The 24555-nt window shown below is 55.0% G+C and carries 19 protein-coding genes and 3 pseudogenes; 15 read left to right on the forward strand and 7 right to left on the reverse strand.

Annotation, left to right across the window (positions count from 1 at the left end):
• Position 1 precedes the first annotated feature (1 nt).
• The 3 genes from topA to VLV32_05935 all read right to left on the reverse strand — a co-directional run bounded on the left by topA (position 2) and on the right by VLV32_05935 (position 4666).
• Positions 2-2266, reverse strand: coding sequence for a type I DNA topoisomerase (gene topA / locus VLV32_05925; protein ID HUL41424.1), 2265 nt, complete (start codon positions 2264-2266; stop codon positions 2-4).
• A gap of 100 nt (positions 2267-2366) precedes the next feature.
• Complete coding sequence (dprA, locus tag VLV32_05930) at positions 2367-3446, reverse strand: DNA-processing protein DprA (GenBank protein HUL41425.1); 1080 nt, start codon at positions 3444-3446, stop codon at positions 2367-2369.
• A 29-nt stretch (positions 3447-3475) separates the two neighbouring features.
• On the reverse strand, positions 3476-4666 hold the full coding sequence (locus tag VLV32_05935) for a LysM peptidoglycan-binding domain-containing protein (GenBank protein ID HUL41426.1): 1191 nt from the start codon (positions 4664-4666) through the stop codon (positions 3476-3478).
• Between the two features lie 123 nt (positions 4667-4789).
• Here VLV32_05935 and def point away from each other — a divergent pair, with 123 nt between their 5' ends.
• The 14 genes and pseudogenes from def (at position 4790) to VLV32_06005 (ending at position 19530) form a co-directional block, all read left to right on the forward strand.
• Positions 4790-5293, forward strand: a complete 504-nt coding sequence (def, locus tag VLV32_05940; GenBank protein ID HUL41427.1) for a peptide deformylase — start codon at positions 4790-4792, stop codon at positions 5291-5293.
• Positions 5293-6222: a methionyl-tRNA formyltransferase gene (gene fmt, locus VLV32_05945; GenBank protein ID HUL41428.1), complete on the forward strand. Its 930-nt coding sequence runs from the start codon at positions 5293-5295 to the stop codon at positions 6220-6222. The genes def and fmt overlap by 1 nt, the downstream gene beginning before the upstream one ends.
• 69 nt (positions 6223-6291) lie before the next feature.
• On the forward strand, positions 6292-7140 hold the full coding sequence (gene htpX / locus VLV32_05950; protein HUL41429.1) for a zinc metalloprotease HtpX: 849 nt from the start codon (positions 6292-6294) through the stop codon (positions 7138-7140).
• Positions 7141-7160: 20 nt separating this feature from the next.
• Positions 7161-8420: a 16S rRNA (cytosine(967)-C(5))-methyltransferase RsmB gene (gene rsmB, locus VLV32_05955; GenBank protein ID HUL41430.1), complete on the forward strand. Its 1260-nt coding sequence runs from the start codon at positions 7161-7163 to the stop codon at positions 8418-8420.
• Between the two features lie 46 nt (positions 8421-8466).
• Positions 8467-8988 carry a DUF4390 domain-containing protein gene (locus VLV32_05960; protein ID HUL41431.1) on the forward strand — a complete coding sequence of 174 codons (522 nt, stop codon included), beginning with the start codon at positions 8467-8469 and terminating at the stop codon, positions 8986-8988.
• A 13-nt stretch (positions 8989-9001) separates the two neighbouring features.
• Positions 9002-11125, forward strand: a complete 2124-nt coding sequence (locus tag VLV32_05965) for an ATP-binding protein (protein HUL41432.1) — start codon at positions 9002-9004, stop codon at positions 11123-11125.
• A gap of 10 nt (positions 11126-11135) precedes the next feature.
• Positions 11136-11483, forward strand: a pseudogene (locus VLV32_05970) (response regulator).
• Positions 11460-11942 (forward strand): annotated as a pseudogene (locus tag VLV32_05975) (sigma 54-interacting transcriptional regulator). Before VLV32_05970 ends, VLV32_05975 begins: the two co-directional pseudogenes overlap by 24 nt.
• Before the next feature lie 270 nt (positions 11943-12212).
• Positions 12213-12404 (forward strand): annotated as a pseudogene (locus VLV32_05980) (helix-turn-helix domain-containing protein).
• Between the two features lie 169 nt (positions 12405-12573).
• Positions 12574-14571 (forward strand): transketolase, encoded by a 1998-nt coding sequence (gene tkt / locus VLV32_05985; protein HUL41433.1) that lies wholly within the window; start codon positions 12574-12576, stop codon positions 14569-14571.
• Positions 14572-14748: 177 nt separating this feature from the next.
• A complete protein-coding gene (gene gap / locus VLV32_05990) occupies positions 14749-15762 on the forward strand; it encodes a type I glyceraldehyde-3-phosphate dehydrogenase (protein HUL41434.1) in 1014 nt (337 codons plus the stop codon).
• A 7-nt stretch (positions 15763-15769) separates the two neighbouring features.
• A complete protein-coding gene (locus VLV32_05995) occupies positions 15770-16948 on the forward strand; it encodes a phosphoglycerate kinase (GenBank protein ID HUL41435.1) in 1179 nt (392 codons plus the stop codon).
• 63 nt (positions 16949-17011) lie between these two features.
• Entirely contained in the window at positions 17012-18445 is a 1434-nt protein-coding gene (pyk, locus tag VLV32_06000; protein HUL41436.1) for a pyruvate kinase, read from the forward strand.
• 56 nt (positions 18446-18501) lie between these two features.
• Complete coding sequence (locus VLV32_06005) at positions 18502-19530, forward strand: class I fructose-bisphosphate aldolase (GenBank protein HUL41437.1); 1029 nt, start codon at positions 18502-18504, stop codon at positions 19528-19530.
• A gap of 20 nt (positions 19531-19550) precedes the next feature.
• Here the strand turns inward: VLV32_06005 and amrS are convergent, their stop codons facing one another.
• The 4 genes from amrS to VLV32_06025 form a co-directional block, all read right to left on the reverse strand.
• Entirely contained in the window at positions 19551-20624 is a 1074-nt protein-coding gene (amrS, locus tag VLV32_06010) for an AmmeMemoRadiSam system radical SAM enzyme (protein ID HUL41438.1), read from the reverse strand.
• Complete coding sequence (gene amrA / locus VLV32_06015; protein ID HUL41439.1) at positions 20621-21190, reverse strand: AmmeMemoRadiSam system protein A; 570 nt, start codon at positions 21188-21190, stop codon at positions 20621-20623. Before amrA ends, amrS begins: the two co-directional genes overlap by 4 nt.
• Complete coding sequence (gene amrB, locus VLV32_06020; protein ID HUL41440.1) at positions 21180-21962, reverse strand: AmmeMemoRadiSam system protein B; 783 nt, start codon at positions 21960-21962, stop codon at positions 21180-21182. The genes amrA and amrB overlap by 11 nt, the downstream gene beginning before the upstream one ends.
• An 82-nt stretch (positions 21963-22044) precedes the next feature.
• Positions 22045-22959 carry a LysR family transcriptional regulator gene (locus tag VLV32_06025; GenBank protein ID HUL41441.1) on the reverse strand — a complete coding sequence of 305 codons (915 nt, stop codon included), beginning with the start codon at positions 22957-22959 and terminating at the stop codon, positions 22045-22047.
• Positions 22960-23088: 129 nt separating this feature from the next.
• Here VLV32_06025 and VLV32_06030 point away from each other — a divergent pair, with 129 nt between their 5' ends.
• Positions 23089-24552: a form I ribulose bisphosphate carboxylase large subunit gene (locus VLV32_06030; GenBank protein HUL41442.1), complete on the forward strand. Its 1464-nt coding sequence runs from the start codon at positions 23089-23091 to the stop codon at positions 24550-24552.
• Positions 24553-24555: the final 3 nt, after the last annotated feature.

Below are 24555 nucleotides of genomic sequence, written 5' to 3' on the forward strand. Positions count from 1 at the left end.
CTTACGCCGCAGCGCTGTATCCACATTCCTTTACCGGACACACTCGCTGGGAGCCGTGGCGCTTGGTCGTTTTTAGAGTCAAGATCGGCCACTTGCACTTCGGGCATGACTCAAGCACTGGCGGGTTCCATATCGCATAGTTGCACTTTGGATACGTGCTGCATGCGTAGAAAACCTTGCCGAAGCGGCTCTTGCGCTCGATCAGGCTGCCGACCTTGCATTGTGGGCAGGCGATGCCGCTGTCGCGCGGCTTGTTAAGCGACTCGATGAATTTGCATTTCGGGTAAGACGAGCAACCAATGAACTTGCCGTAAGGCCCGTTTTTGATGATCAGGGCACTGCCGCATTTGGGGCAAAGCCGGCCTTCCACCATTTGCGCCGATTCCACGGTTTCCGGCTCTCCGTTCAGGCTGCGCGTATAGTCGCAAGCCGGAAAACCGCTACAACCCACAAATTTGCCGCGTTTCCCCAATCGAACCGTGAGCTGCTTTCCGCATTTTGGACAGACCTCGTCCAACTTCTCTTGTGTTACCTCCTTGCGCGACAAATTTTTCTTGTCCTCGATCAGCCGGCTAAAGCCCTCCCAGAAATTTTCCAGCAGCGGAATCCAGTCGAGCTTGCCGGTAGAAACCAAATCAAGCTCGTCTTCAAGCTTGGCGGTGAAATCGTAATCGACGTAGCGGGTGAAATGTTCGGTCAAGAATCTGTTTACCACCCGGCCAACGTCGGTAGGCAAGAAGTGTTTCTTGTCGAGGACGGCATACTCGCGTTCGAGCAAAGTCGAGATGATACTGGCGTAGGTCGACGGCCGCCCAATGCCGTGCTCTTCGAGCGTTTTGACCAGGCTTGCCTCAGTGTAGCGGGGCGGCGGTTGCGTGAAATGCTGCTCGCCGTACAGTTTGTCGATTGGCAGCACATCGCCGACCTGCAGTTCCGGTAAGCGTCCCTCCGCCGGTTCTTCCTGCTCGTCGAATTCTTCTTGATAAACGGCGATAAAACCGGGAAACGCGAGCGTTTGCCCGCTCGCGCGGAACAAGTTGTCGGCATTTAGCGCGCTGATATCCAAGCTTGTAACGTCGAATTTAGCGGGGCTCATCTGGCATGCCAGCGTGCGTTTCCAGATCATTTCATAAAGTCTCGCCTGTTCCGCGCTAAGATACTGCCGAACACTTTCTGGGGTGCGGATTATCGAAGTAGGACGGATAGCCTCATGCGCTTCCTGCACATTTTTCGATTTACTTTTGTAACGCAAGGCTGATTTTGGAAGGTACTCGACGTCGAAATTCTTGCTAATGTATTCGCGAATTTCGGCAATAGCTTCATTGGCCAAAGAAAGCGAATCAGTCCGCATGTAGGTAATGAGGCCAACGCCGGTCCCGCCGATGTCCACGCCTTCATACAATTGCTGGGCAATGCGCATGGTGCGCCCCGTCGACAAATTAAGCTTGCGCACCGCTTCCTGCTGAAGTGTCGATGTCGTAAACGGCGGTGCAGGCGAGCGCTGTTTACGTTTCTTGTCGACCTTTTCCACGCGCGCGTTATCAGCGGCGCTTAATTCCTGAATTATTCTTTTCTGTGCGTCTTCATTCCCGATGCTGAACTGCTCAAGTTTTTCACCATGATATTGAAATAACCGGGACTTGAATCTATGTTTTTCCTTGTGCGTGTCAAGATGAACCGTCCAGTATTCTTGCGGACGGAATGTCTCGATTTCCTGCTCCCGTTCCACAATTAGGCGCAAAGCCGGGCTTTGCACGCGACCCGCAGACAGACCCGGACGAATCTTGCGCCACAACAACGGCGATAAATTGAAACCCACCAAGTAATCGAGCGCGCGGCGCGCCTGCTGGGCATTGACCAGCGGCATTGATATTTCGCGCGGGTCATTGACTGCGGAATTCACCGCAGATTCGGTGATCTCGTAAAATACCACGCGCTTCGGCATCTTTTTTTTAAGGAGCTTTCGCGATTTGAGGATTTCGGTAATGTGCCATGCGATCGCCTCGCCTTCGCGATCCGGGTCAGTCGCTAGAAATACGGTGCCTGCCTTGGCAACTGCTTTGGCAATCGCTTCAACGTGCTTATGATTGCGTGCAATCAATTGGTATTTCATGGCGAAGCCATGTGCGGTATCGACCGCGCCTTGTTTGGGTATCAGGTCACGCACATGGCCGAACGAGGCGAGAATTTCGAAATCACGGCCCAAATATTTCTTTAACGTCTTGGCCTTGGACGGTGACTCCACGATCATTAAATTGCTGGACATGCGCTTTCAACGGCGGGAATAAAGCGCAAGATGATAAAAACTATTTGCAGTGATAGCAAGAAATTTGCATCACGTATATGTCAGCTACGGTGACGCGCAATCAATGCAGTCGTTGAAATAGCCCGCCGGGAAGCGCGGCCACGCGGCCCGCGAGTTCGAGTTTCAGGAGTATTGCAGTAACCGCATCAGGGGAAAGCTGGCTGCGTGCGCACAGCGTGTCGATATTGCATGGGTCGAATCCCAAATGATCGAGCAAAGGCAAGGTCTCCTCCTCACGACCGACCAACACCCTATTGTCTTGGGCTTTTTGCCAGCCGATTTCTTCAAGAATGTCCTGTACGCTTTCCGCGAGTTTTGCGCCCTGCTTAAGCAACGCGTGACAGCCCTTGGAAAGCGGGGAATGGATGGATCCTGGAATGGCAAATACCTCGCGGCCCTGCTCCAGTGCGCAGCGCGCAGTGATCAGCGATCCACTTGAAAGCGCGGCCTCGACAACCAGGCAGCCGCGCGCCATACCGCTGATGACGCGGTTGCGCCGGGGGAAATTGCTGGCGATAGCGGGTGTGCCCAGCGGAAACTCGGAAATCAGCGCTCCGCGCTCGGCGAGCATGTACGCCAAATCACGGTTGCGCCCGGGATATACGATATCCAGTCCCGTGCCGACGACTGCAATGCTCGAACCTGCGCCGTTAAGCCCGCCGCGATGCGCGGCAGCATCGATGCCAACGGCGAGACCGCTCAAAATGGTCAGGCCAGCGTCGCTGAGATTACGCGCGAAGCTTTCGGCATTGGCAATGCCTTGCGGAGTGGCGTTGCGGCTGCCGACTATCGCCAGCGACGGAAAGTTAAGAAGATCGCGCCTGCCTTTGACATAGAAAAGAAGCGGCGGATCGGGAATTTGCAGCAGGAGTCTGGGATACTCATCGTCAGCGATCGTGATCAGAGAGTTCCGATCCTGTTCAAGCCATTTGAGCGCGCCTAGAATTGCGCTGCGGTCCGCGCCTTGAGTGATGCTGCCGGCAAGCTCGCTCGAAACCACGCGGGCAAGCTGCGAGTGGCTCGCGCGCAGAATTGCATCGGGTTCCTTAAAGGCCAGCAGAAGTTTGCGGCACGATTCGTTTCCCAACCCTGGCACTAGGCTTAACGCAAGCCAGTTTTCAGTGTCCTTGTCGGGCTGCATTTGCTGACAGCCAAGCGTGGCGTGTTAAGTCAAGGCGTCTGTGCCGCGTCCAACACATGCACCGGGCGCGTGATCTGCATGACGAGCCCGTAAGAGACTTTTTGAAAGGTGCGGAACACCATCAACAACCCATAGCGCTCATCGGGAATCCGCAGAACGATTTCGCCCTTTGGGTTTCTCACTGGCGGCGAGCGGCGGTAAAGGGCGAGCACATCTCCTCTCTCAATACCATCGCGTGTTCCCTTGTTGAGCGTGACGATAGTGTCTTGGCCGGCTTCCGAGATCCCACCATAAAGCGATATGATGCGTGCCCTGATGAATTTTTCCGGTGCATGCGGTACGTAATTATCGATTGAAACCCGGGTGGCTGTGACTAGACGGTCTCCGGCATTAATTTCCTGGACGGATTTGGTGATCTCGATCGGACTCGCCATATCTACTCGGGTCTCAAATTTAAGGACTTTTGCTTCGCCAAGATAAATGGCTTCGTAACCGAGGAGTTCGCCGGTTTCCGGGTCAACCAGTTTTTTGCCCGGGCGATAGATTTGCCAATCGGCTCCCTCGTTTGCGGGTAATCTGTATACATAGGCACGGTCGCCTCCTCCCAGCACAACACGCTCGTCTTCCGTGGCAACAATGCGCGGCGCGCCATTAAGCCCACCGGCTTCAATGACCAAGGGCTGGCTTAGGAAAGGTTCAATGGCAGCCCGCGGGATGGTGGGTATCGGAGCGCGCTCCCGGGCTTCTACACGCATATGCGGGCTTAGCTTAACGGTTTCCCTACCCTCTACGGTTTCCCGACCCTCGACAACCGCGCCTCTCACCTGCTCGCCCTTCAGCAAGTGCAGTTCAGGCGCGCGGTGCGACAGATCGAGCATAATGACGTCACCCGGGTAAATTAGATGCGGATTTTTAATTTCGTCCCGGTTCATGCCCCAAATTTGCGGCCATTGCCAAGGATCTTTGAGGAAGCGTTTCGAGATTCCCCACAACGTATCACCCTTTACCACGACATAGCGGTCTGGGGGATTGTCTTGCAGCCTGACCGGTTGCTCCGCTGCCGATTGTGTAGGTACATCTGCTGCTGTTGTTTGCGCAGGCTGATCCGCTGTCGTTTGCGCAGGCTCATCCGCGGGTGCTTGCGCAGGCTCGTCAGCCGCCGCTTGCGCAGTAAGCAAACCCGAGATCAGAATCAGCGATATAATGTGAATATTGGCCATCGGAATCCCCGCTCGCGGTAATTCAAACCTGAAATTCTGCGATACCCAAAGTGTATCATACGTCATAAGAAATCAGCAGTTAGTCTAAATTCTGCATGTGGTTTATTAAATTAGCAAGCGAAAATGGCACTTTTGAGAATTTTGCAATACCCGGATGCGCGCCTGCATACCCTCGCCCAACCCGTGGCAGCGGTGAATGACGAAATAAAAAAGCTGGTGGCGGATATGGCGGAAACTATGTATGCCGCTCCAGGCGTGGGCTTGGCGGCGACTCAGGTGGATGTGCACAAGCAAGTCATCGTGATCGACATTTCGGAAACGCACGACAAGCTGCTAACGCTGATCAATCCGGAAATTCTGGCAAGCATGGGGACTTCCGATTGTGAGGAAGGCTGCCTTTCAGTGCCGGGGATTTTTGAAAAGGTGCAGCGCGCCGAGCGTGTCACAGTACGGGCACTGGATCGCGAGGGGAAAGCGTTTAGCCTGGATGCTGACGGAATGCTTTCGGTGTGTATCCAACATGAGATCGATCATCTTAAAGGGAAGGTATTCGTGGAATATCTTTCTCGCCTCAAGCAAGCAAGAATACTTAGCAAGCTCAAAAAAATGCGGCGCAAGATAATGTAATGAAATTAGTCTTTGCGGGCACCCCTGATTTTGCGGCGCGCGCATTAGATGAGCTGCTCCGCTTCGACTTCAAGCCGGAGTTAGTGCTCACTCGCGCAGATCGTCCCGCCGGGCGCAGCTTGGCACCAAAGGCGAGCCCCGTGAAAGGGCTGGCGTTAAAGCACGGACTCAACTTGCTCCAACCGCAATCCCTGAAAGAACCGGGTCTACTGGAGGTACTGAAAAAGCTTTCGCCGGACGTGATCGTGGTTGCTGCATACGGATTGATTTTCCCGAAAGCCGTATTAAGCGTGCCACGACTGGGCTGCATCAATATCCATGCGTCGCTGTTGCCGAGATGGCGGGGCGCGGCCCCGATTCAGCACGCGCTGCTTGCGGGGGATAAGGAGACCGGCATCAGCATCATGCAAATGGACGAGGGATTGGATACCGGGCCTGTGTTAATGCAAAGCCGCATGAAGATTGCAGCAGACGACACCGCTCAGACCCTGCATGACAAACTTGCGCAGCAAGGCGGAGAAACGATTGTCCTCGCATTACGCGGGCTCGAGCGCGGGGAACTCAGGCCGCAGCCGCAACCGCAGCATGGCGCAAGCTACGCCGGCAAACTAGAGACGGAAGATGCGCGCATCAATTGGAAAAACGAGGCGCTGCAAATTGAGCGCGCAGTACGCGCGTTCAATCCAAAACCTGGAGCTTACACCTCGTTAGATGGTGAAACGTTGAAAATCTGGAAAGCGCGGCTGGAGCACGGTCGTCGCGGGAAACCCGGAGAAATTATCAGCATCGATGACGAAAGTTTGGTCGTTGCATGCGGAGCGGGAGCGATGCGCGTTGAGGAAGCGCAACGAGCGGGCGGCAAGCGCCTGCCGGTGCGGGAATTTCTTAAAGGGATGAGGCTGAAACCGGGTATTTGTCTCGGCGCTTGAATTTTTTTACGAGCGGCATTATCTAATTAACGCGGGCGTCGTTGAACATGTGCTGAGGAAACATCGATGTTGGGGAATTGGGTTAAAACTACGTTGCTGATGGCCGCGATCGTCGCGCTGTTCGGTGCGGTCGGACTGTTGCTGGGTGGCATCTCGTGGATGGCGGTGGCTTTGGTTTTGGGCTGCGCCATGAACCTTGCGGCTTATTGGTTCTCCGATAAAATGGTCCTCAGAATGTACCGTGCCAGGGAGGTAGATGAACACCGCGCGCCGCAGCTTTACAGGATGGTGCGTGAACTTACGCAAAGCGCGCAGCTTCCGATGCCGAAGGTGTACGTGATCGATGAAACGCAACCTAACGCCTTTGCCACCGGTCGCAATCCAGAACATGCCGCGGTAGCCGCCACATCCGGAATCTTGCAATTACTTACCCCACGTGAGCTGCGGGGTGTGCTGGCCCACGAGCTGTCGCACGTGAAGCACCGCGATATTCTTATTTCGACTATTTCGGCAACTATCGCCGGCGCGATCTCCTCCATAGCGCAAGTGGGCCTGCTGTTTGGAGGCAGCAACCAGAATGAGCGCAATGTGCATCCTCTGGTAGCCCTGCTCGTACTGATCGTGGCGCCGCTCGCCGCGATGTTGATACAACTTGCGATTTCCCGGTCACGTGAATTCGACGCGGACCGCGGCGGCGCCGAAGTCTCGGGAGATCCACAGGCTTTGGCCTCCGCGTTGGAGAAAATCGAACGCTACGCACGAGGCCAACCGATGCCAACAGCGGAATTGCATCCCGAGACGGCGCAAATGATGATCATCAACCCGCTCTCCGGTGGCGGCGTAAAGGGGCTATTTAGCACCCATCCGTCAACTCAGGAACGCATCGCGCGTCTTTTGGCTATGGCGAACAAAGCATAGATCGCCCCCTGGCGGATGCGATGGTCGAAATACAGCGCTTGGCCAGCCTCGCGGTGCACCAGACTTTGGCCGGGCGGAATCTGTCGCAAGTCCTCTCTTCCTTGTGGCAACGCCAGCAAAACTTGAGCCCGCAGCAACGCGCCGCTATTCAAGACTTGAGCTACGGTACACTGCGGTTCTATGGGGGGTTGCAAGCGCTTGTTGAACATCTGCTGGATAAGCCGCTACGTGATCAGCAGCTGCGCGCATTGATTTTGGTTGGATTGTACCAGCTGCAACACACCAGAGCCGCGCCGTATGCAGTCGTGGACCATGCGGTGAAGACCGCAGCGACGCTCCATCACAGGCGCGCGATGGGGCTGGTGAACGCCGTATTGCGCAACTTCCTGCGCAAACGGGAAACCCTTCAGGCGCTGGCCGCAGCCGATGAGGTCGGCCGATATTCGCATCCACAATGGTGGATAGACAAACTCAAAGCGCAATTTCCGCGCGACTACGACGCAATTCTAACAGCTTCCAACCTCCACCCCCCGATGACGCTGCGGGTTAACCGCCGCGCCATTGCAAAGCGCGACTACCAAATGCTGCTGAAAAATGCCGGTATCGAAGCGCAAGACCTTGGCGGCGAAGCGCTGCTGCTCAAGCACGCCATTGCGGTCGCGAATCTCCCCGGTTTTGCCGAAGGCATGGTTACGGTTCAGGATGCCGCAGCGCAGTTGGCTGCGCCGCTGCTGGACGTACAACCGGGAATGCAAGTTCTTGACGCGTGTGCCGCCCCAGGCGGCAAGGCTACGCACATACTCGAATTGGCGGACGTTCAGCTTACTGTGCTGGACAATGACCCGGAGCGATTGCGGCGCGTTGAGGAGAATTTGCGAAGATTGAAGCTTGAAGCTCGTGTTATCTGCGGCGACGCCGCGAATCCTTCAAGTTGGTGCAAGGGTAAACTTTTCCAGCGCATCCTCGCGGATGTTCCTTGTTCGGCGTCAGGTGTCGCGCGCCGTCACCCTGACATCAAGTGGTTGAGACGCGAGACCGACATCGCGCAGTACGCCGCCGTCCAGCGGCGCATGTTGGATGCATTGTGGCAATGCCTGGATATAGGTGGTAAATTGCTGTATGTTACATGCTCGGTTTTCGCCGAAGAAAATGGCCGGCAAGTCGACGCATTTCTGGAACGCCACCGCAACTCCGAGCTTCTGCCGCTCAACGCGCAAAGTCAATTGCTACCCGATAGCCAGCATGATGGTTTCTTCTACGCCCTGCTCCGCAAGAATTAGACCGTTATTGATTTTGCGGCGCTGGAGCAGGATTACCTGCGCGGTCGTGTTCTGGCTTGCTTTAGCTCCGGGGAGCTTGTTTGCCGAAGGCATCCAGGTGCGCAGCGCGCAGCTAGACGTGGATTCGGATGGCTACCGGCTTAACGCCGAGTTCGATATCAATTTGACCAACACTCTGGAAGACGCGCTCAATAAAGGAGTGGCATTGTATTTCGTCACCGAGTTCGAATTGGTGCACCCGCGATGGTATTGGTTCGATAAAAAAGTGGTAGAGCTGCATCAGCAATTCAAGCTGAGTTATAACGCGCTTACCAGGCAGTATCGCTTGAGTGCAGGGTCGCTGTTCCAGAATTACGCCACCCTGGGCGAAGCGGTGGATGTGATGAGTCAGATGCATGACCGTCTGGTGGCGGATAAGGATGCGCTCCAAAAAAACCAGAAATATACTGCTGCGTTGCGCATGAAACTCGATCTGTCACAGCTGCCGAAGCCATTTCAGGTGAATGCGCTGGCGTCGGATGATTGGTCCTTAAGCTCAGACTGGTACCGCTGGGAGGTTACGCCGTGAGCGGGGGCGAGACATGAAATACTTCCTGATCCTGTGTCTAGGCTTAGGTGCAGTCTTTCTGTTCTTGCTGTCCACGGCCAGCGCGAACACCGCTTTGTTTGCCCGGAATTACCCGTTGCTGCTGGCATTAAACGGGGTCATGGCGCTGTGTTTGTTGGGCTTGGTGGTTTATCAATTGTCAGTGCTGCGCAAGAAGCTTGCGGCCCGCGTATTCGGTTCCAAGCTTACGTTGCGCCTCGTGCTGTTCTTCTCGCTGATGGCGGTACTGCCCGGTGCCCTGGTTTACGGTGTGTCGGTTCAGTTTCTGGCGAAGAGCATCGAGTCTTGGTTCGATGTGCGCGTGGACAAGGCGCTGGAAGGCGGCTTGAGTCTGGGCCGCACCACGCTTGACAACATGCTCAAGGACCTGAGCAAGAAAGCGGACACGGCAGCGTTATCGCTATCCGAAGTTCCTGCGGCCGAGCGCCTTACCGCGATTAACAATTTGCGCGAGCAGCTTGGCGTACAGGAAGCTACATTGTTCACCCAGCGCGGCAATATAATCGCTTTTTCCACGAGCGAGCGCAATGTGTTAATGCCGGATTTGCCGAACACCGTTTTACTGAAGCAGCTTCGCCAGCAGCAATCGTACAGTAGTATTGATACGATTCCAGGCAAAGGCCTTTTTCTGCGTGTGGTGGTACCGGTGAATGTGTTAAGCCTGAACGACGACATGCGCGTGTTGCAGCTGCTACAACCCGTGCCCCAGCAATTGGCGCGAGATGCTGAGACGGTGCAATCGGTATATCGCGATTACCAGGAACTTTCCCTGTCCCGCCTTGGATTAAAGCGGCTCTATGCTTTGACGTTGACGCTTACGCTGCTGCTTGCTTGGCTCTCGGCCCTGGCGCTGGCGTTTCTCATTAGTGAGCGCTTAAGCGCTCCGCTTGAAGTTTTAGCTGAAGGTACGCGCGCAGTCGCGCAAGGCGATTTCAGTCAACGGGCCCAAGTAAAAAGCCGCGATGAACTCGGCATATTGATGCAGTCGTTCAACGATATGACACAACAATTATCGGAAGCAAGAGCCACAGCGGAACGCCATCAGGAACAACTGCAAACGGCCAAGGCCTACCTGGAGAGCGTCCTCGCCAATTTATCCGCAGGTGTACTGGCCTTTGACGAGGATTTTAGGCTGCGTTCGGCAAACCTCAGCGCGGCCCACATACTCGAGACCGAATTTTCAACGTTGCGCGGGTCCAGCCTTGAGGAATGGCGTGCAGCAAACGTCGCACTGCACGGCCTGAGCGAGCAGATTTTATCTTCGTTTAGGCAATCGTCTGCCGACGAATGGGAGAAACAGGTAGAATACTCGGGAAAATCCGGCACGCGCATGCTTTTGTTGCGCGGCAGCAACCTTTCGCGCGCGGGGCAATCCGGTTATGTGGTGGTGTTCGATGACGTCACTCATCTATTGCAGGCGCAGCGCGATGCAGCCTGGGGCGAAGTGGCGCGCCGATTGGCGCACGAGATTAAAAATCCGCTTACGCCCATTCAGCTCTCTGCCGAAAGGCTCAAGCATAAGCTGGCAGATAAGCTTGATAAACCGGATCTGGATATTTTGAAACGTTCAACCCAAACGATTATCAGCGAGGTAGCGGCGATGCAAAATATGGTGGATGCTTTCAGTGACTACGCGCGCACCTCGGAGTCCCGATTGCAATCTATCGATCTTAATAATCTGCTGCGCGAAGTGCTTGCGCTTTACGAATCGCCGGCATTCACCATCAAGCTTGAACTTGCACCCCAGCTGCCACGCATCATGGGCGACAGGACACAACTCCGCCAGGTTATTCATAATTTATTGCAGAACGCCCAGGACGCGCTGGCGGATGTGCCCAGACCGAGCATCGTGGTGCGAACCGAAGCGCAAAGAAACCATATACAGCTCAGCGTTCAAGATAATGGCAGCGGATTTCCTGAACAGCTGATGACGCGGCTGTTCGAGCCGTATGTGACCAGCAAGCCTAAGGGCACCGGCTTGGGACTGGCTATCGTTAAACGAATTGTGGACGAACACAGCGGCATCATCCACGTCGAAAATGTTAAACCGCATGGTGCCTGCGTCAGCATTTCGTTGCCGCTGGCACGCGCCGCGTAGAAGACAATAAATGGCAACGAACCAGATCTTAGTCGTAGACGACGAAGTAGGCATTCGCGAACTGCTTTCTGAAATCCTTGAGGACGAAGGTTATCAGGTGAGGCTTGCCGAAAACGCCAGTCAGGCGCGCGCGCGGCGCATGGAAATGCGTCCTGACCTGGTGCTACTTGATATTTGGATGCCTGATACTGATGGCATCACGCTTCTCAAGGAATGGGCGAGCAACGGACTGCTCACCATGCCGGTCGTCATGATGTCGGGTCACGGCACCATCGAGACCGCCGTAGAAGCGACTCGCATCGGCGCGGTTGATTTCCTGGAAAAACCCATCGCGATGCAAAAGCTTCTAAGTACAGTTGGACAAGCGCTCAGGCGCGGCACCATTCATACCCAGCAACTGCTTTCGCTGGCAAGCCTTGGCAAGTCGCCGCAAATCGCTGAGCTCAAAAAACGCATGGAGCAAATCGCCAATCTCAATTTACCGCTGTTGCTGGTTGGCGAAGTGGGCTGCGGAGTGGAACTGTGCGCACGCTTCCTGCATGAGCCCAACACACAATGGGTTAACCCTGAAAATAACGCTCAACTCGTCGGTGCGCCATTGGATCTGCTGCAGCAGGCGCACGACGGCTTACTGTTCTTAAGCGAGATAGGAAATCTTAGCCGGCAAGAGCAAAAAGGCTTGATGTTTCTTGTCAGCAAGCTCGGGAAGTACAACGTACGGCTGGTGTGCGCCACGTCAAAACCGTTGCCGCAGTTGGTGAGCCAGGGCTTGTTCGATGGCAGCCTGTATCAACTGCTGAGCGTCCTCACCCTTGGCGTGCCCAGTTTGCGGGAGCACCGCGAGGACATCCCCGATCTTGCAAGACTCATGCTGTCGCGATGTGTCGAAGCCGGTGAAGCACCGTTGCGTGAATTCAGTACTTCAGCACTCAACGCATTGCGCAACTACTCTTGGCCGGGCAACTTGATCCAGTTGGAAAACGCCGTAAAGACTTTGGCGCTAACTTCGCTTGAAAAAGAGATTAGCGTCGATGAAGTCAATCGAGTCCTGTCGCAATTTGACATTGAACCGCAGGTTGCAGACCACGCGCTGCCACTCGACGTCGGTTTGCGCGAGGCGCGGGATGCATTTGAGCGCGTCTACTTCAGGCACCACATTAACAAAGAGCGAGGCAATATGAGCCGGATTGCTGAAAAAGTCGGACTGGAGCGGACACACTTGTATCGCAAGCTGAAACAACTCGGAATCAAGATGGGAAGGCGCAATCACGAACAATAAATCATTGCCAAGCCTGGCTCTACCTCAGTAACGTTCCATTATAATTGCGGTACGGATATTCAATTTCTGGCACGTGCGGTTTGGATGATGTTCTTGAATCCGCCCCGTGTCTGGAAGCAATTGCGATTTTCCGGTGCACCGGCTGAGCTGCTATGTTCGAGGTTCTAAAATGGCAAAACGCAAGGATCTGACCAACGCCATACGCGCACTGGCAATGGACGCCGTTCAGAAAGCAAATTCCGGTCATCCGGGAATGCCGATGGGAATGGCGGAAATCGCCGAAGTATTGTGGAACCACCATTTGCGATATAACCCGTCCAATCCCAACTGGCCGGACCGCGACCGATTTGTGCTTTCCAACGGCCACGGGTCAATGCTTCAATACGCGCTCCTGCACCTTACCGGCTTCGACCTGCCTATGGAGGAACTGAAACGTTTTCGGCAACTTCATTCGAAGACACCCGGGCACCCCGAATACGGGTGTACCGTGGGGATCGAAACCACGACCGGTCCCCTTGGCCAAGGGCTTGCCAATGCCGTGGGAATGGCCATTGCGGAAAAGGTACTTGCCGCTCGTTTTAACCGTCCCGAATTCGACATCGTTAATCACCATACTTATGTATTTTGTGGCGATGGTTGCCTGATGGAAGGCATTTCACATGAAGCATGCTCCCTTGCCGGCACCCTGGGACTCAACAAGCTAATTGCGTTTTACGATGACAATGGAATTTCCATTGATGGTCAGGTAAAAGGCTGGTTTACAGACGACACGCCGAAACGCTTCGAGGCTTACGGCTGGCATGTCATTCGCAATGTCGACGGTTACGATAGCGCGGCGCTGGATGTGGCAATCCGGGCTGCCCTGCAGATCGGTGACAAGCCGACCCTGATATGTTGCAAGACGGTAATCGGGAAAGGCGCGCCGCACAAGCAGGGTACGCACGAGGCGCACGGCGCGGCTTTAGGCGAAGCGGAAGTGGCGGCGACCCGCGCCAATATCGGCTGGAACTATCCGCCGTTTGAAATCCCAAGAGAGGTATACGAGGGCTGGGATGCCCGCAGCCGGGGCGCCACGCTTGAAGCGGATTGGAGGCGTAAGTTTGGCGAGTTTGCGAAGAAATTCCCACTTGAAGCCGCCGAGTTTCAGCGTCGCGTTGATAGCGAACTTCCCGCCGATTGGCGCGAGCATGTGCAGCAGCTCATTTCCAAAGTGAATGAAAAATCGGAGAGCATTGCCACCCGCAAAGCTTCGCAAAATGCAATTGAAGGCTTGGCGCCGCTGCTACCCGAGTTAATCGGTGGCTCCGCGGACCTCACCGGCTCGAATCTCACACTGTGGTCGGGTTCCAAAGCAATCGATAAAAACAGCGGCGGCAACTACATTTACTACGGTGTACGCGAGTTCGGCATGACGGCCATTGTGACAGGATTGGCTCTTCACGGCGGCCTGATCCCCTTTGCCGGGACATTTCTCATATTTTCTGATTATGCACGCAACGCGCTGCGCATGGCGGCGCTGATAGGAATTCGCGCGATTTATGTCTTTACGCATGATTCCATCGGTCTGGGCGAAGACGGGCCAACGCATCAGGCTGTGGAGCAGGCGGCTACGCTGCGCTATATACCCAACATGGATGTATGGCGTCCTTGCGACACGGTGGAGTCTGTGGTTGCGTGGGCGCAGGCTATAGAGCGCAAAAGCGGACCGTCGAGTTTGTTGTTCACGCGTCAAAACGTACCTTTTCTAAAGCGCGATGCGATGACTATTGCAAACATCGCAAAGGGAGGCTACATCCTTGCGGAAGCCTCGGCCGGCGATCCGCACGCGGTAATTATCGCGACGGGGTCGGAAGTGGCGCTGGCGATGGCGGCACAAAAAACGCTTGCTAAAGAAGGTATCCCGGTGCGTGTAGTGTCAATGCCATGCACTTCGGTATTCGACCGCCAGGATGAGGCTTTTAAGTCTCTGGTTTTGCCCGCCGGAGTGGCGCGCGTGGCCGTCGAAGCCGGCGTCACCGATTTCTGGCGCAAATATGTCGGGTTGCAGGGCGCAGTGGTGGGAATAGACCGCTTTGGCGAGTCTGCTCCCGCTGCAGATTTGTTCAAATACTTCGGATTTACAGTGGAAAATGTGGTAAAAGCTGTGCGCAATGTCGTAAAGACTTGACGTTGGTCAAATGCAATCGCGGGTTGACGCGGTAAGCTGTAAGGGAGGCTTGCGGGTAGCCGGTCAAGTCGGTTCTAAGACGTGGCGAGATCGCCAAAAAGTTTTGCTTAAAGTTACTTACGCCCGGTTCAAGCGCCCGCTGTAAAAATTATTGATTTTATTCCTGGAGCAGAAACAATGGCTATTCGCATCGCTGTTAACGGTTATGGACGCATCGGACGCAACATTTTGCGCGCTCTCTATGAATCGGGGCGTAACAAGGAAATTGCCATCGTTGCTATCAACGACCTTGGAAACGCCGAAACCAATGCCCATCTTACCCGTTATGACACGGTACACGGGCGATTTCGGGGCAGCGTTGAAGTGGAAAACGACGCTATGATCGTCAATGGCGACCGCATCAACGTGCTAGCCGTGCGCAACCCTGCGGAACTGCCTTGGAAGGAACTCGGTGTAGATGTAGTACACGAATGCACCGGTCTTTTCAACAGCAAGGAGAAGGCCGCGGGGCATATAAAAGCCGGCGCAAAAAAAGTCCTTATTTCCGCTCCGGGGGGCAAGGATGTCGATGCTACCGTGGTCTACGGAGTCAACCATAGAAATCTGAAAGCTTCTCACACGGTAATTTCAAATGCATCGTGCACCACAAATTGTCTTGCGCCGCTTGCCAAAGTTCTGCACGAGAAAATCGGAATTGTCAGTGGTCTGATGACCACAGTGCACGCGTATACCAACGACCAGGTGTTGATCGACGTCTATCACAAGGACCTGCGGCGCGGCCGTTCTGCCACTATGTCCATGATCCCAACCAAAACCGGTGCCGCTTCGGCGCTAGGCCTAGTGTTGCCGGAGCTTGACGGTAAGTTCGACGGCTTCGCAGTGCGCGTACCAACCATCAATGTATCATTGGTGGATTTGAGCTTTATCGCGAAACGCCCGACGACGGTTGAAGAAGTAAATGCGGTGATGAAGCAGGCATCAGAGGGAGAATTAAAAAGCATCATCGACTACAGCGACGAGCCGCTGGTTTCGATCGATTTCAATCATCATTCCGCTTCCTCGATCTTCGACGCGTCACTTACCAAAGTAACTGGGGGCACACTTGTGAAAGTGCTGTCCTGGTATGACAACGAGTGGGGGTTTAGCAACCGCATGCTGGATGTGACGGTTGCATGGATGAACGCAAGATAATCCGGCCATGTCTATCCTGAGGATGACCGATCTTGATCTTGCGGGCAAGCGCGTGCTGATACGCGAGGACTTCAATGTGCCGTTGAACAACGGCGAGGTGGCGGATGATACGCGCATCCGCGCCTCATTGCCGACCGTAGAACGTGCGCTCAAAGCGCGCGCCAAAGTCATGCTGATGTCGCATCTGGGGAGGCCAGAAGAAGGAACGTACGATGAACGCCGCTCCCTGAAACCGGTGGCGCGGCGCCTTTCCCAATTATTGGGTCGTGAAGTGACAGTGGTTAGTGACTGGTTAGACGGAGCGGAAGTTGCGGCAGGCAATGCGGTTTTATTTGAGAACGTGCGCTTTAACAAGGGGGAAAAAGAAGACAGCGATGAGCTTGCGCAAAGAATGGCGAAATTATGCGATATTTATGTCATGGACGCTTTTGCCGTAGCGCATCGCGCCGAAGCGTCCACTCATGGAGTTGCGAAATTTGCCAAAGTCGCCTGTAGCGGTCCCTTGCTTGCCGCCGAACTGGATGCGCTTGGAAAAGCGCTGCACAACCCTAAGCGACCATTAGTTGCCATCGTCGGAGGCGCTAAAGTCTCCACTAAGCTCCCCGCGCTGAATTCGCTGTGTAAAATTGTAGACCAATTGATCGTGGGGGGCAGTATCGCGAATACGTTTATGCTCGCCGCAGGTCACGCGATCGGCAAATCCCTCGCAGAGGCGAAATTGACCGGGGAGGCGCTGGAGATTATTCAGGCGGTGCGTGGCAAAGGTGGCGAGGTGCTAATTCCGCACGACGTAATATGCGCCAAGGAATTTTCGGTTACTGCCAAAGCCACGTTGAAGGACATCAAAGAGATTGCCGCGGATGACCTGATCATGGATGTCGGGCCTAAAACCCGCGAAACGATTGTTCGCATAGTGGAGAAGGCCGGTACCATCGTTTGGAACGGGCCGCTCGGTGTGTACGAATTCGAGCAGTTCAGCGCGGGCACCCTGGCGTTGGCTAACGCCATTGCCGATTCCAGGGCATTTTCCCTCGCGGGCGGCGGCGAGACGCTTGCAGCGCTGGCCAAATTCGGACTTACAGACAAAATATCCTATATTTCGACCGGTGGCGGCGCGTTTCTTGAGTTTATGGAGGGCAAGAAACTGCCGGCTGTGGAAATTCTTGAACAACGTGCAAGGCAGTGATGCGGGATAAATTCTCAAGTTTTTTCGGCGGATTTTATTTCATCCGTCAATGTCCGAATTGTTATGCTGCGTAGAACTAAAATTGTCGCAACGCTCGGACCTTCCTCCAGCGACCCGAAAGTACTTGAACGCATGATAGCTGCCGGCGTCGATATGGTGCGCATGAATTTTTCCCACGGTTCAGCCCAGGATCATCTGCAACGGTCTGAGACGGTGAGCGAAATGGCACGGAAAGTAGGTCGCAGTGTCGGCATCATTGCCGATTTGCAGGGTCCCAAAATCCGCATTGGCAGGTTCGAGCAGGGCAAAATCACGCTGCGCGCTGGCGATTCATTTGTTCTCGACACCAGCGACAAACCGGGCAATGAACGGCGTGTGGGCCTGGATTACAAGGAACTGCGGCGCGATGTCGTCCCGGGCGCGGTGCTGCTGCTCGATGACGGGCGCATGGTGTTCGACGTAAAGGCGGTGCGCGACGACGAGATTGTTTGCAGCGTGAGGCACGGGGGAGTGCTGACTAACAACAAGGGCATCAACCGGCAGGGCGGAGGGCTGACCGCGCCGGCTCTTACTGAAAAAGATCGGCAAGACATCAAAACGGCGGTTCAGCTCAAAGCGGATTATTTGGCGGTATCGTTCGCCAAAAGCGGCTCCGATATGCGCCTGGCCCGCCAGCTGCTGCGCGATGCCGGCGGACACGCATTGCTAATTGCCAAGATCGAAAGAGCAGAAGCGATTCCCGCGTTGCAGGAAATTCTAGAGGCGTGTGACGGTATCATGGTTGCGCGCGGAGATCTTGCAGTTGAAGTCGGCGATGCAGCGGTTCCTGCGTTGCAAAAACGCATGATTCGCGTCGCACGCGGTATGAACAAGCTCACCATTATCGCGACACAAATGATGGAATCAATGATAGAGAGCCCGATACCCACCCGCGCCGAGGTATCGGACGTGGCGAATGCGGTACTGGAGGGCACCGACGCAGTCATGCTGTCTGCGGAAACGGCCAGCGGCAAGTTTCCGGTGGAATCGGTCGAAGCAATGAACCGTGTCTGCGTTGAAGCTGAAAAATCCGATGAAGTGGCGCTGGACCGCGATTTTTTGGATCGTGTCTTTACCCGTATCGACCAGTCAATTGCAATGGCCGCGCTGTTTACTGCGTATCATCTGAAAATCAAGGCAATCGCCGCACTCACGCAGTCGGGCTCTACGGCATTATGGATATCGAGGCTGAATTGCGGTGTGCCGATTTATGCGCTCACGACTGAAACTGCAACGCGCCACCGCGTCTGCCTGTTTCGCGATACCTACCCGCTGATGTTGAAATACACCGGTCAGGACAGGCAGCAATTGCTGCTTGAAGTCGAGAAAGAGCTGCTGGCAAACAAGGTGGTGCGGGAGGGCGATCTAATCGTGCTGACGATCGGAGAACCTATTGGCAAGTCCGGGGGTACTAATACGATGAAGATCCTAAAAATAGGGCAGCATCAAAATGCGTGATAAGCAGGATTTTTTTATGATTCGCTGCTAGAATTTTTATTGGAGGTGAAGGACAAATGTATGAACGTGAACTTGAAACCACAGCCGCTGCCATGGTGGCGAAAGGTAAAGGCATACTCGCGATAGACGAGAGCACTCCTACCTGTAAAAAGCGCTTTGACAGCATCGGTGTAGAATCCACCGTCGATAACCGCCGCGCCTATCGCGAAATTCTGATAACGGTGCCCGGAGCGGCGCAATACGTAAGCGGTATGATACTTTATGACGAAACAATACGGCAGTCCGCCGCGGACGGCACGCCGTTTCCGGTCGCGCTCAAGCGCCAGGGAATCCTCGCCGGGATCAAGGTAGACGCCGGCGCCAAGAAACTTGCCGGCGCTCCGGGAGAGAAGGTTACTGAAGGGTTGGACGGCCTGCGCGAGCGTCTCGCAGAATACCGCGGCATGGGCGCGAGCTTCGCCAAATGGCGCGCGGTTATCACCATAGGCGAAGGAATTCCGAGCGCATACTGCCTGGATGTCAATGCGCATGCGCTGGCGCGGTATGCGGCGCTTTGCCAGGAAGCCGGATTGGTGCCGATTGTTGAGCCGGAAGTGTTAATGGATGGCAAACATTCTATACAGCGCTGTTTTGAGGTTACTGAAGCTACGTTGCGCGGCGTTTTCAGTGAGCTTTATCTGCAGCGCGTGGCACTGGAACACATGGTGCTTAAAGCGAGCATGGTAATTTCGGGAAGCGAATCCGCGGAGCGCGCAGGTGTTGAACAAGTGGCTGCACAGACCCTGCGCTGCATAAAGCGTGTGGTACCCGCCGCAGTGCCCGGAATCGTGTTCCTCTCAGGCGGGCAAGGCCCCGAAGAAGCGACCGCGCATCTAAATGCCATGAACTTGATGGGCCCCAACCCCTGGCCTTTGAGCTTTTCCTACGGTCGCGCGCTGCAGGAGCCCGCGCTCAATACCTGGAGGGGACAGGCCGCCAACGCAGCGGCAGCGCAAAAGGCGCTTTACCACCGAGAAAAAATGAACAGCGCCGCGAGCCTTGGCCGCTACAGCGCGCAGATGGAGCAGGGAAAAGCCGCGGCTTAACGCGGTTCGCTGGCTAGGCGTTAATGAAACGCGCGTATCGCAACCGGGATGCGTCGGTTGCCAAACTGCCGGGTGAATTGCGCGAACTCGCCCGCGAGCGGCGTGGCGCAGCCGGGGCATTTACCGTCGTCCGTGACGCGGTAGCTCACAATGCGATGCCAATCGCGCGCGATAAGCGGTGTTTTGCAGGCGGCACAGTAAGTGGTGCCGCCCTCAGTATCGAACACATTGCCGGTATAGACATATTGCAATCCTTCTTGCTGAGCAATGGCTCGCGCTCGGCTTAATGTGTGCGGCGGAGTCGGCGGCAGGTCCGTCATCTTGTAATCGGGATGGAATGCGGTGAAATGCAGCGGCACATCCAGTCCCAGCTCGCGCGCGATCCACTGCGATTCATTGCGAATTTCCTCATCGCTGTCATTCTTGCCGGGGATCAGCAGCGTGGTGATTTCTAACCAGACACGGGTTTCATGTTTGAGGTACTTGAGTGTATCCAGGATCGGTTGTAGCTGGGCGCCGCAAAGCTTGAAATAGAATTCGTTGGTGAATGCCTTGAGGTCTACATTGGCGGCATCCATTTTGGCATAGAAGTCCCGGCGCGGCGCATCGTGCATGTAGCCTGCAGTAACCGCGACCGTCTTAATACCGCGTGCGCGACAGGCATCCGCGACGTCCATGGCGTATTCAGCGAAAATCACCGGGTCATTGTAGGTAAAAGCGACGCTCTTACAACCATGAGCAACCGCGGACTCAGCAATGGCATCAGCCGAGGCGGTATCTGCAAGGGTATCCATTTCTTTGGACTTACTGATATCCCAGTTCTGGCAGAATTTACACGCCAGATTGCACCCGGCAGTGCCGAACGACAGCACGCTCGAGCCGGGATAAAAATGATTGAGCGGTTTTTTCTCTATGGGATCAATGCAAAATCCTGAGGAACGGCCGTAAGTCGTTAGCACCATGGCATCGTCCAACCGCTGGCGCACGAAGCAGGCGCCGCGCTGCCCTTCGTGCAGGCGGCAATCACGAGGACAAAGGTCGCATTGAATGCGGCCGTCGTCCAGCTTGTGCCAATATTTCCCTGGGTGATTCATGAGTACAGGTTTTCCTCATGTTCAGCTTCGTGGAACCGAAGCACAGTATAGCGCGACAATCGGATACCCTCTGCCCAAAAAGACGGCGACAACCCCGCTTTCTTTTTCAGCAGCCCCATGAATACCTGCGGTGTGGGCAGGCTTTCCCACATCTGCGGCAAAAAAGTGCTGCGCCAGCTCTGGTACTCGAATATGACGCCGTCAATCGCGGGACGCAGCTGGCTGAGGGCGTCCTGCTCATTCGCAAAATACATCGGCTCTACGGCAGAGATCAACGATACCTCTATGCGCGTGCAGTTTAATTCATCGTCGCTAAGCGGTTCAAAGCGCGGATCGTGGAATGCCGCCGCCAGCGCATTGGCCTTGAGGTCCGCAAGTAGCGAGCGCTGCGCGTGAAGTGAGCCAATGCAGCCCCGCAGATCGCCATCTATCTTAAGTGTGACGAAACAGGCTTTCAGCTCCTGCAGCCAGGGTGCGGATTCGTCCGCAGCAGCTTGCCGACCCAACGCTTGGCCGATAGTCACGCGGGCAATGGGGAGGACAATTCGCTCTGCGTTAGTGTACATTGCGTGCGCTTTCGTAGAACGCGAAAGCCGCGTAACCCACGACCCGGCTGCGATCGCCTACGGTATCACCTGAATTGCGTAGGTCGAGAAGCCGAGGTCTTAGGCTGCGGCGCTGCGCCGCGAGCAATAGGCCGTTCACCGGCGATGCGCCACAGGCTTGCTGGTGGCTGATAGGCTGGCGCAAATCCAGGATCGCTTGCGCCGTCGCCTGGTCTACCCGGCGCGCAGTTTCATAGGGCAGATAATGGGAAAGGTCTGAACTCACCACGATCAAGGTTTCCTCGCCACCCCACACGAGGTCCAAGGCATCGGCAATTTCCTCAGGTGTTGCGTCTCCGACCGCAATTGGAACCAGAGTAAATTTCTCCAGCACAACCTGTAAAAACGGAAGATGGACCTCAAGTGAGTGTTCCGAAGCATGGGCCGCTTTGCTTTGCACCACCTGCGGCAATCGCGATAACATTTCCAAACTAGCTTCATTTAACGAGACCATACCGAGCGGTGTGGCAAAGCCGCTGGCGTTGGGCAAGGCTAATCCGCGCACCGCTACAAAATGCGCCGGTCCCAGCAGAATCACGCGCTTGACCCGCTGCCAGGCGGGTTCAAGCAGGGCATAAGCGCTTGCCGCAACCGGGCCGGAATAGATGTAGCCGGCATGCGGGGCGACAATTGCTTTGGGAATCGCAGGTTCAATCCGCTTTGCGTTGCCCAGTAGCGCAACCACCTCCTGCTCCAGCGCTTCGGGCTGGAGGGGGTAGAAACTGCCTGACACGGCAGCAGGACGAACCTGAATCATAGGAGACTTCAAAAAGCTAAACTAATGTTTGTCTATTTGGTGACGTTGAATAACATTTTCAAGTAGCTTTCTTGCTCATCAATCTAGGAGCTTCCTTCAGCAAATAATCCTTAAATGCATGTGCCACCTTGGACAGGCGCTTCTGGCTTCGGTGCGCTACATGCCAGTGGCGCTGGATCGGGAATCCTTCCACGTCGAGCAGCTTAAGCCGACGTGCTTCCAGTTCCAGTTCGACCGTATGCAATGATACAACGCCCAATCCCATACCGGCCTGCACTGCCTGTTTTATGGCCTCATTGGTGCCCATTTCCATCCCAGGGTTGAGCTTGATGCGATGCTCTGCGAAAAAACGTTCCATCGCGCCACGTGTGCCGGAGCCCATTTCCCTCAGCAGAAATATCTCGTGCTGTAGTTTGGCAAGCGGAATTTTGCGTAGCTTTGTCAAGCGGTGATTAACGGGGGCAATGACCACCAGCGGGTTCTCCATGAATGTTTCTGCGATGATGTCCGCGTTTTGCGGCGGCTGTCCGATTATAGCCAGATCGGTATCGTTGTCCGCAAGCTGCTTAAGCACGGTCTCCCGGTTGGAGACGTTCAGGCTTACAGCCACTTTTTTGTGCAGTTGGCAAAATTTGGCCAGCAGTTGCGGCGCAAAATAATTGGCGGTGCTTACAACCGAGATATTGAGCTTACCCCGGTCCAGACCTTTAATCTGATCCAGTACGCCTTCCATTTCGGCAAGCTGCTGTGCGATCGCCCGGCTGTAATGAAACAGTTCGCGCCCTGCCTCGGCCATGTAAATGCGCTTGCCCAGCTGTTCAAACAGCGGCAGTCCGATGTTGTCCTCAAGCTGTTTGATTTGCATCGATACCGCGGGCTGCGACAAGTAGAGCTCTTCGGCAGCGCGCGAAAAATTCAAGTGGCGAGCCACTGCTTCGAACACGCGTAGCTGGCGCAATGTTAAATGCAGCATAGCGGATGACCGGGGCTGAAATTAAATAATACTATAACAAAAATCTTATTATAACAATCAAAACACATGAGTATCATTTATGATTATTTGGAGTACCATTAATTAGGCATCATTTTCAAGGAGATGGTCATGGGCGGGCCGGGCGCAGGAACGATCAAAGGCAAGGAACGCTATAAGGCGGGCGTCATACCTTACAAGACCATGGGTTACTGGGAACCCAGCTATACACCCAAGGACACCGACCTCATCGCGCTGTTTCGCGTTACGCCGCAGGACGGCGTTGATCCGGAGGAAGCCGCGGCCGCAGTCGCGGGCGAATCGTCCACGGCTACCTGGACTGTGGTTTGGACCGATCGTTTGACTGCCTGCGAACATTATCGGGCTAAGGCCTACCGCATCGATCCCGTTCCTAACAGTCCCGGACAGTACTTTGCCTACATTGCCTACGATTTGGATTTGTTCGAGCCGGGATCAATAGCCAATCTCACTGCATCCATCATCGGCAACGTGTTTGGTTTCAAACCGCTTAAAGCGTTGCGTCTGGAAGACATGCGCATGCCCGTCGCTTACCTTAAGACCTTCGACGGTCCTCCCACCGGCATCGTGGTGGAAAGAGAACGATTAGATAAATTCGGGAGGCCACTGCTCGGCGCAACGACAAAGCCTAAGTTGGGGCTTTCAGGCAAAAATTATGGGCGGGTGGTATACGAAGCGTTAAAAGGTGGTCTCGATTTCGTAAAAGACGACGAGAATATAAATTCTCAGCCATTTATGCATTGGCGCGACCGCTATCTGTATTGCATGGAAGCGGTGAATCGCGCTTCTGCCGAGACCGGCGAAGTCAAAGGGCATTATCTGAACATCACCGCGGCGACCATGGAAGACATGTACGAACGCGCCGCGTTTGCGAAGGAATTGGGCTCATGCATTGTCATGATCGATCTTGTCATCGGCTATACCGCAATCCAATCTATTTCCAAATGGGCGCGCAAAAACGACATGATTCTGCATCTACACCGCGCAGGACACGCCACCTACACGCGCCAGAAGGCTCACGGCGTCAGCTTTCGCGTGATTTGCAAATGGATGCGCATGGCGGGAGTTGATCATATTCACGCCGGCACCGTGGTAGGCAAGCTCGAAGGCGATCCGAACATGGTGCAGGGTTACTATAACGTCTTGCGCGAGCCGCACAATGATGTTGATTTGCAACGCGGCATTTTCTTCGAGCAGGACTGGGTTGGCCTGCGCAAGGTCATGCCGGTGGCTTCTGGCGGCATTCATGCCGGGCAGATGCATCAATTAATTCATTATTTGGGCGAGGATGTGGTTCTGCAATTTGGCGGCGGCACCATTGGCCATCCTATGGGTGTGCAGGCGGGCGCAACTGCCAACCGCGTGGCGTTGGAAGCGATTATTCAGGCGCGTAATGAAGGCAAGGATATCTGGAACGAGGGAGCGCAGATTCTCGAAACGGCTGCAAAGGCGTGCGCTCCGCTGAAAGCCGCGCTGGAAGTGTGGAAAGACATTACCTTCAACTACGCCTCCACCGATACCGCCGATTTTATGCCCACACCCACGGTCAGTGTCTAAGGA

It is taken from the genome of Burkholderiales bacterium, assembly GCA_035518095.1.
In the GTDB taxonomy this organism is placed as follows: domain Bacteria; phylum Pseudomonadota; class Gammaproteobacteria; order Burkholderiales; family JAHFRG01; genus JAHFRG01.

Coding starts and splice junctions, on each gene's coding strand:
- dprA (HUL41425.1), bottom strand. CDS start 3,446: ATGCAGCCCGACAAGGACACTGAAAACTGGCTTGCGTTAAGCCTAGTG.
- amrA (HUL41439.1), bottom strand. CDS start 21,190: ATGTACACTAACGCAGAGCGAATTGTCCTCCCCATTGCCCGCGTGACT.
- tkt (HUL41433.1), top strand. CDS start 12,574: ATGGCAAAACGCAAGGATCTGACCAACGCCATACGCGCACTGGCAATG.
- VLV32_05965 (HUL41432.1), top strand. CDS start 9,002: ATGAAATACTTCCTGATCCTGTGTCTAGGCTTAGGTGCAGTCTTTCTG.
- topA (HUL41424.1), bottom strand. CDS start 2,266: ATGTCCAGCAATTTAATGATCGTGGAGTCACCGTCCAAGGCCAAGACG.
- gap (HUL41434.1), top strand. CDS start 14,749: ATGGCTATTCGCATCGCTGTTAACGGTTATGGACGCATCGGACGCAAC.
- VLV32_06030 (HUL41442.1), top strand. CDS start 23,089: ATGGGCGGGCCGGGCGCAGGAACGATCAAAGGCAAGGAACGCTATAAG.
- fmt (HUL41428.1), top strand. CDS start 5,293: ATGAAATTAGTCTTTGCGGGCACCCCTGATTTTGCGGCGCGCGCATTA.
- pyk (HUL41436.1), top strand. CDS start 17,012: ATGCTGCGTAGAACTAAAATTGTCGCAACGCTCGGACCTTCCTCCAGC.
- amrS (HUL41438.1), bottom strand. CDS start 20,624: ATGAATCACCCAGGGAAATATTGGCACAAGCTGGACGACGGCCGCATT.
- VLV32_05995 (HUL41435.1), top strand. CDS start 15,770: ATGTCTATCCTGAGGATGACCGATCTTGATCTTGCGGGCAAGCGCGTG.
- VLV32_05935 (HUL41426.1), bottom strand. CDS start 4,666: ATGGCCAATATTCACATTATATCGCTGATTCTGATCTCGGGTTTGCTT.
- def (HUL41427.1), top strand. CDS start 4,790: ATGGCACTTTTGAGAATTTTGCAATACCCGGATGCGCGCCTGCATACC.
- rsmB (HUL41430.1), top strand. CDS start 7,161: ATGGTCGAAATACAGCGCTTGGCCAGCCTCGCGGTGCACCAGACTTTG.
- VLV32_06025 (HUL41441.1), bottom strand. CDS start 22,959: ATGCTGCATTTAACATTGCGCCAGCTACGCGTGTTCGAAGCAGTGGCT.
- VLV32_06005 (HUL41437.1), top strand. CDS start 18,502: ATGTATGAACGTGAACTTGAAACCACAGCCGCTGCCATGGTGGCGAAA.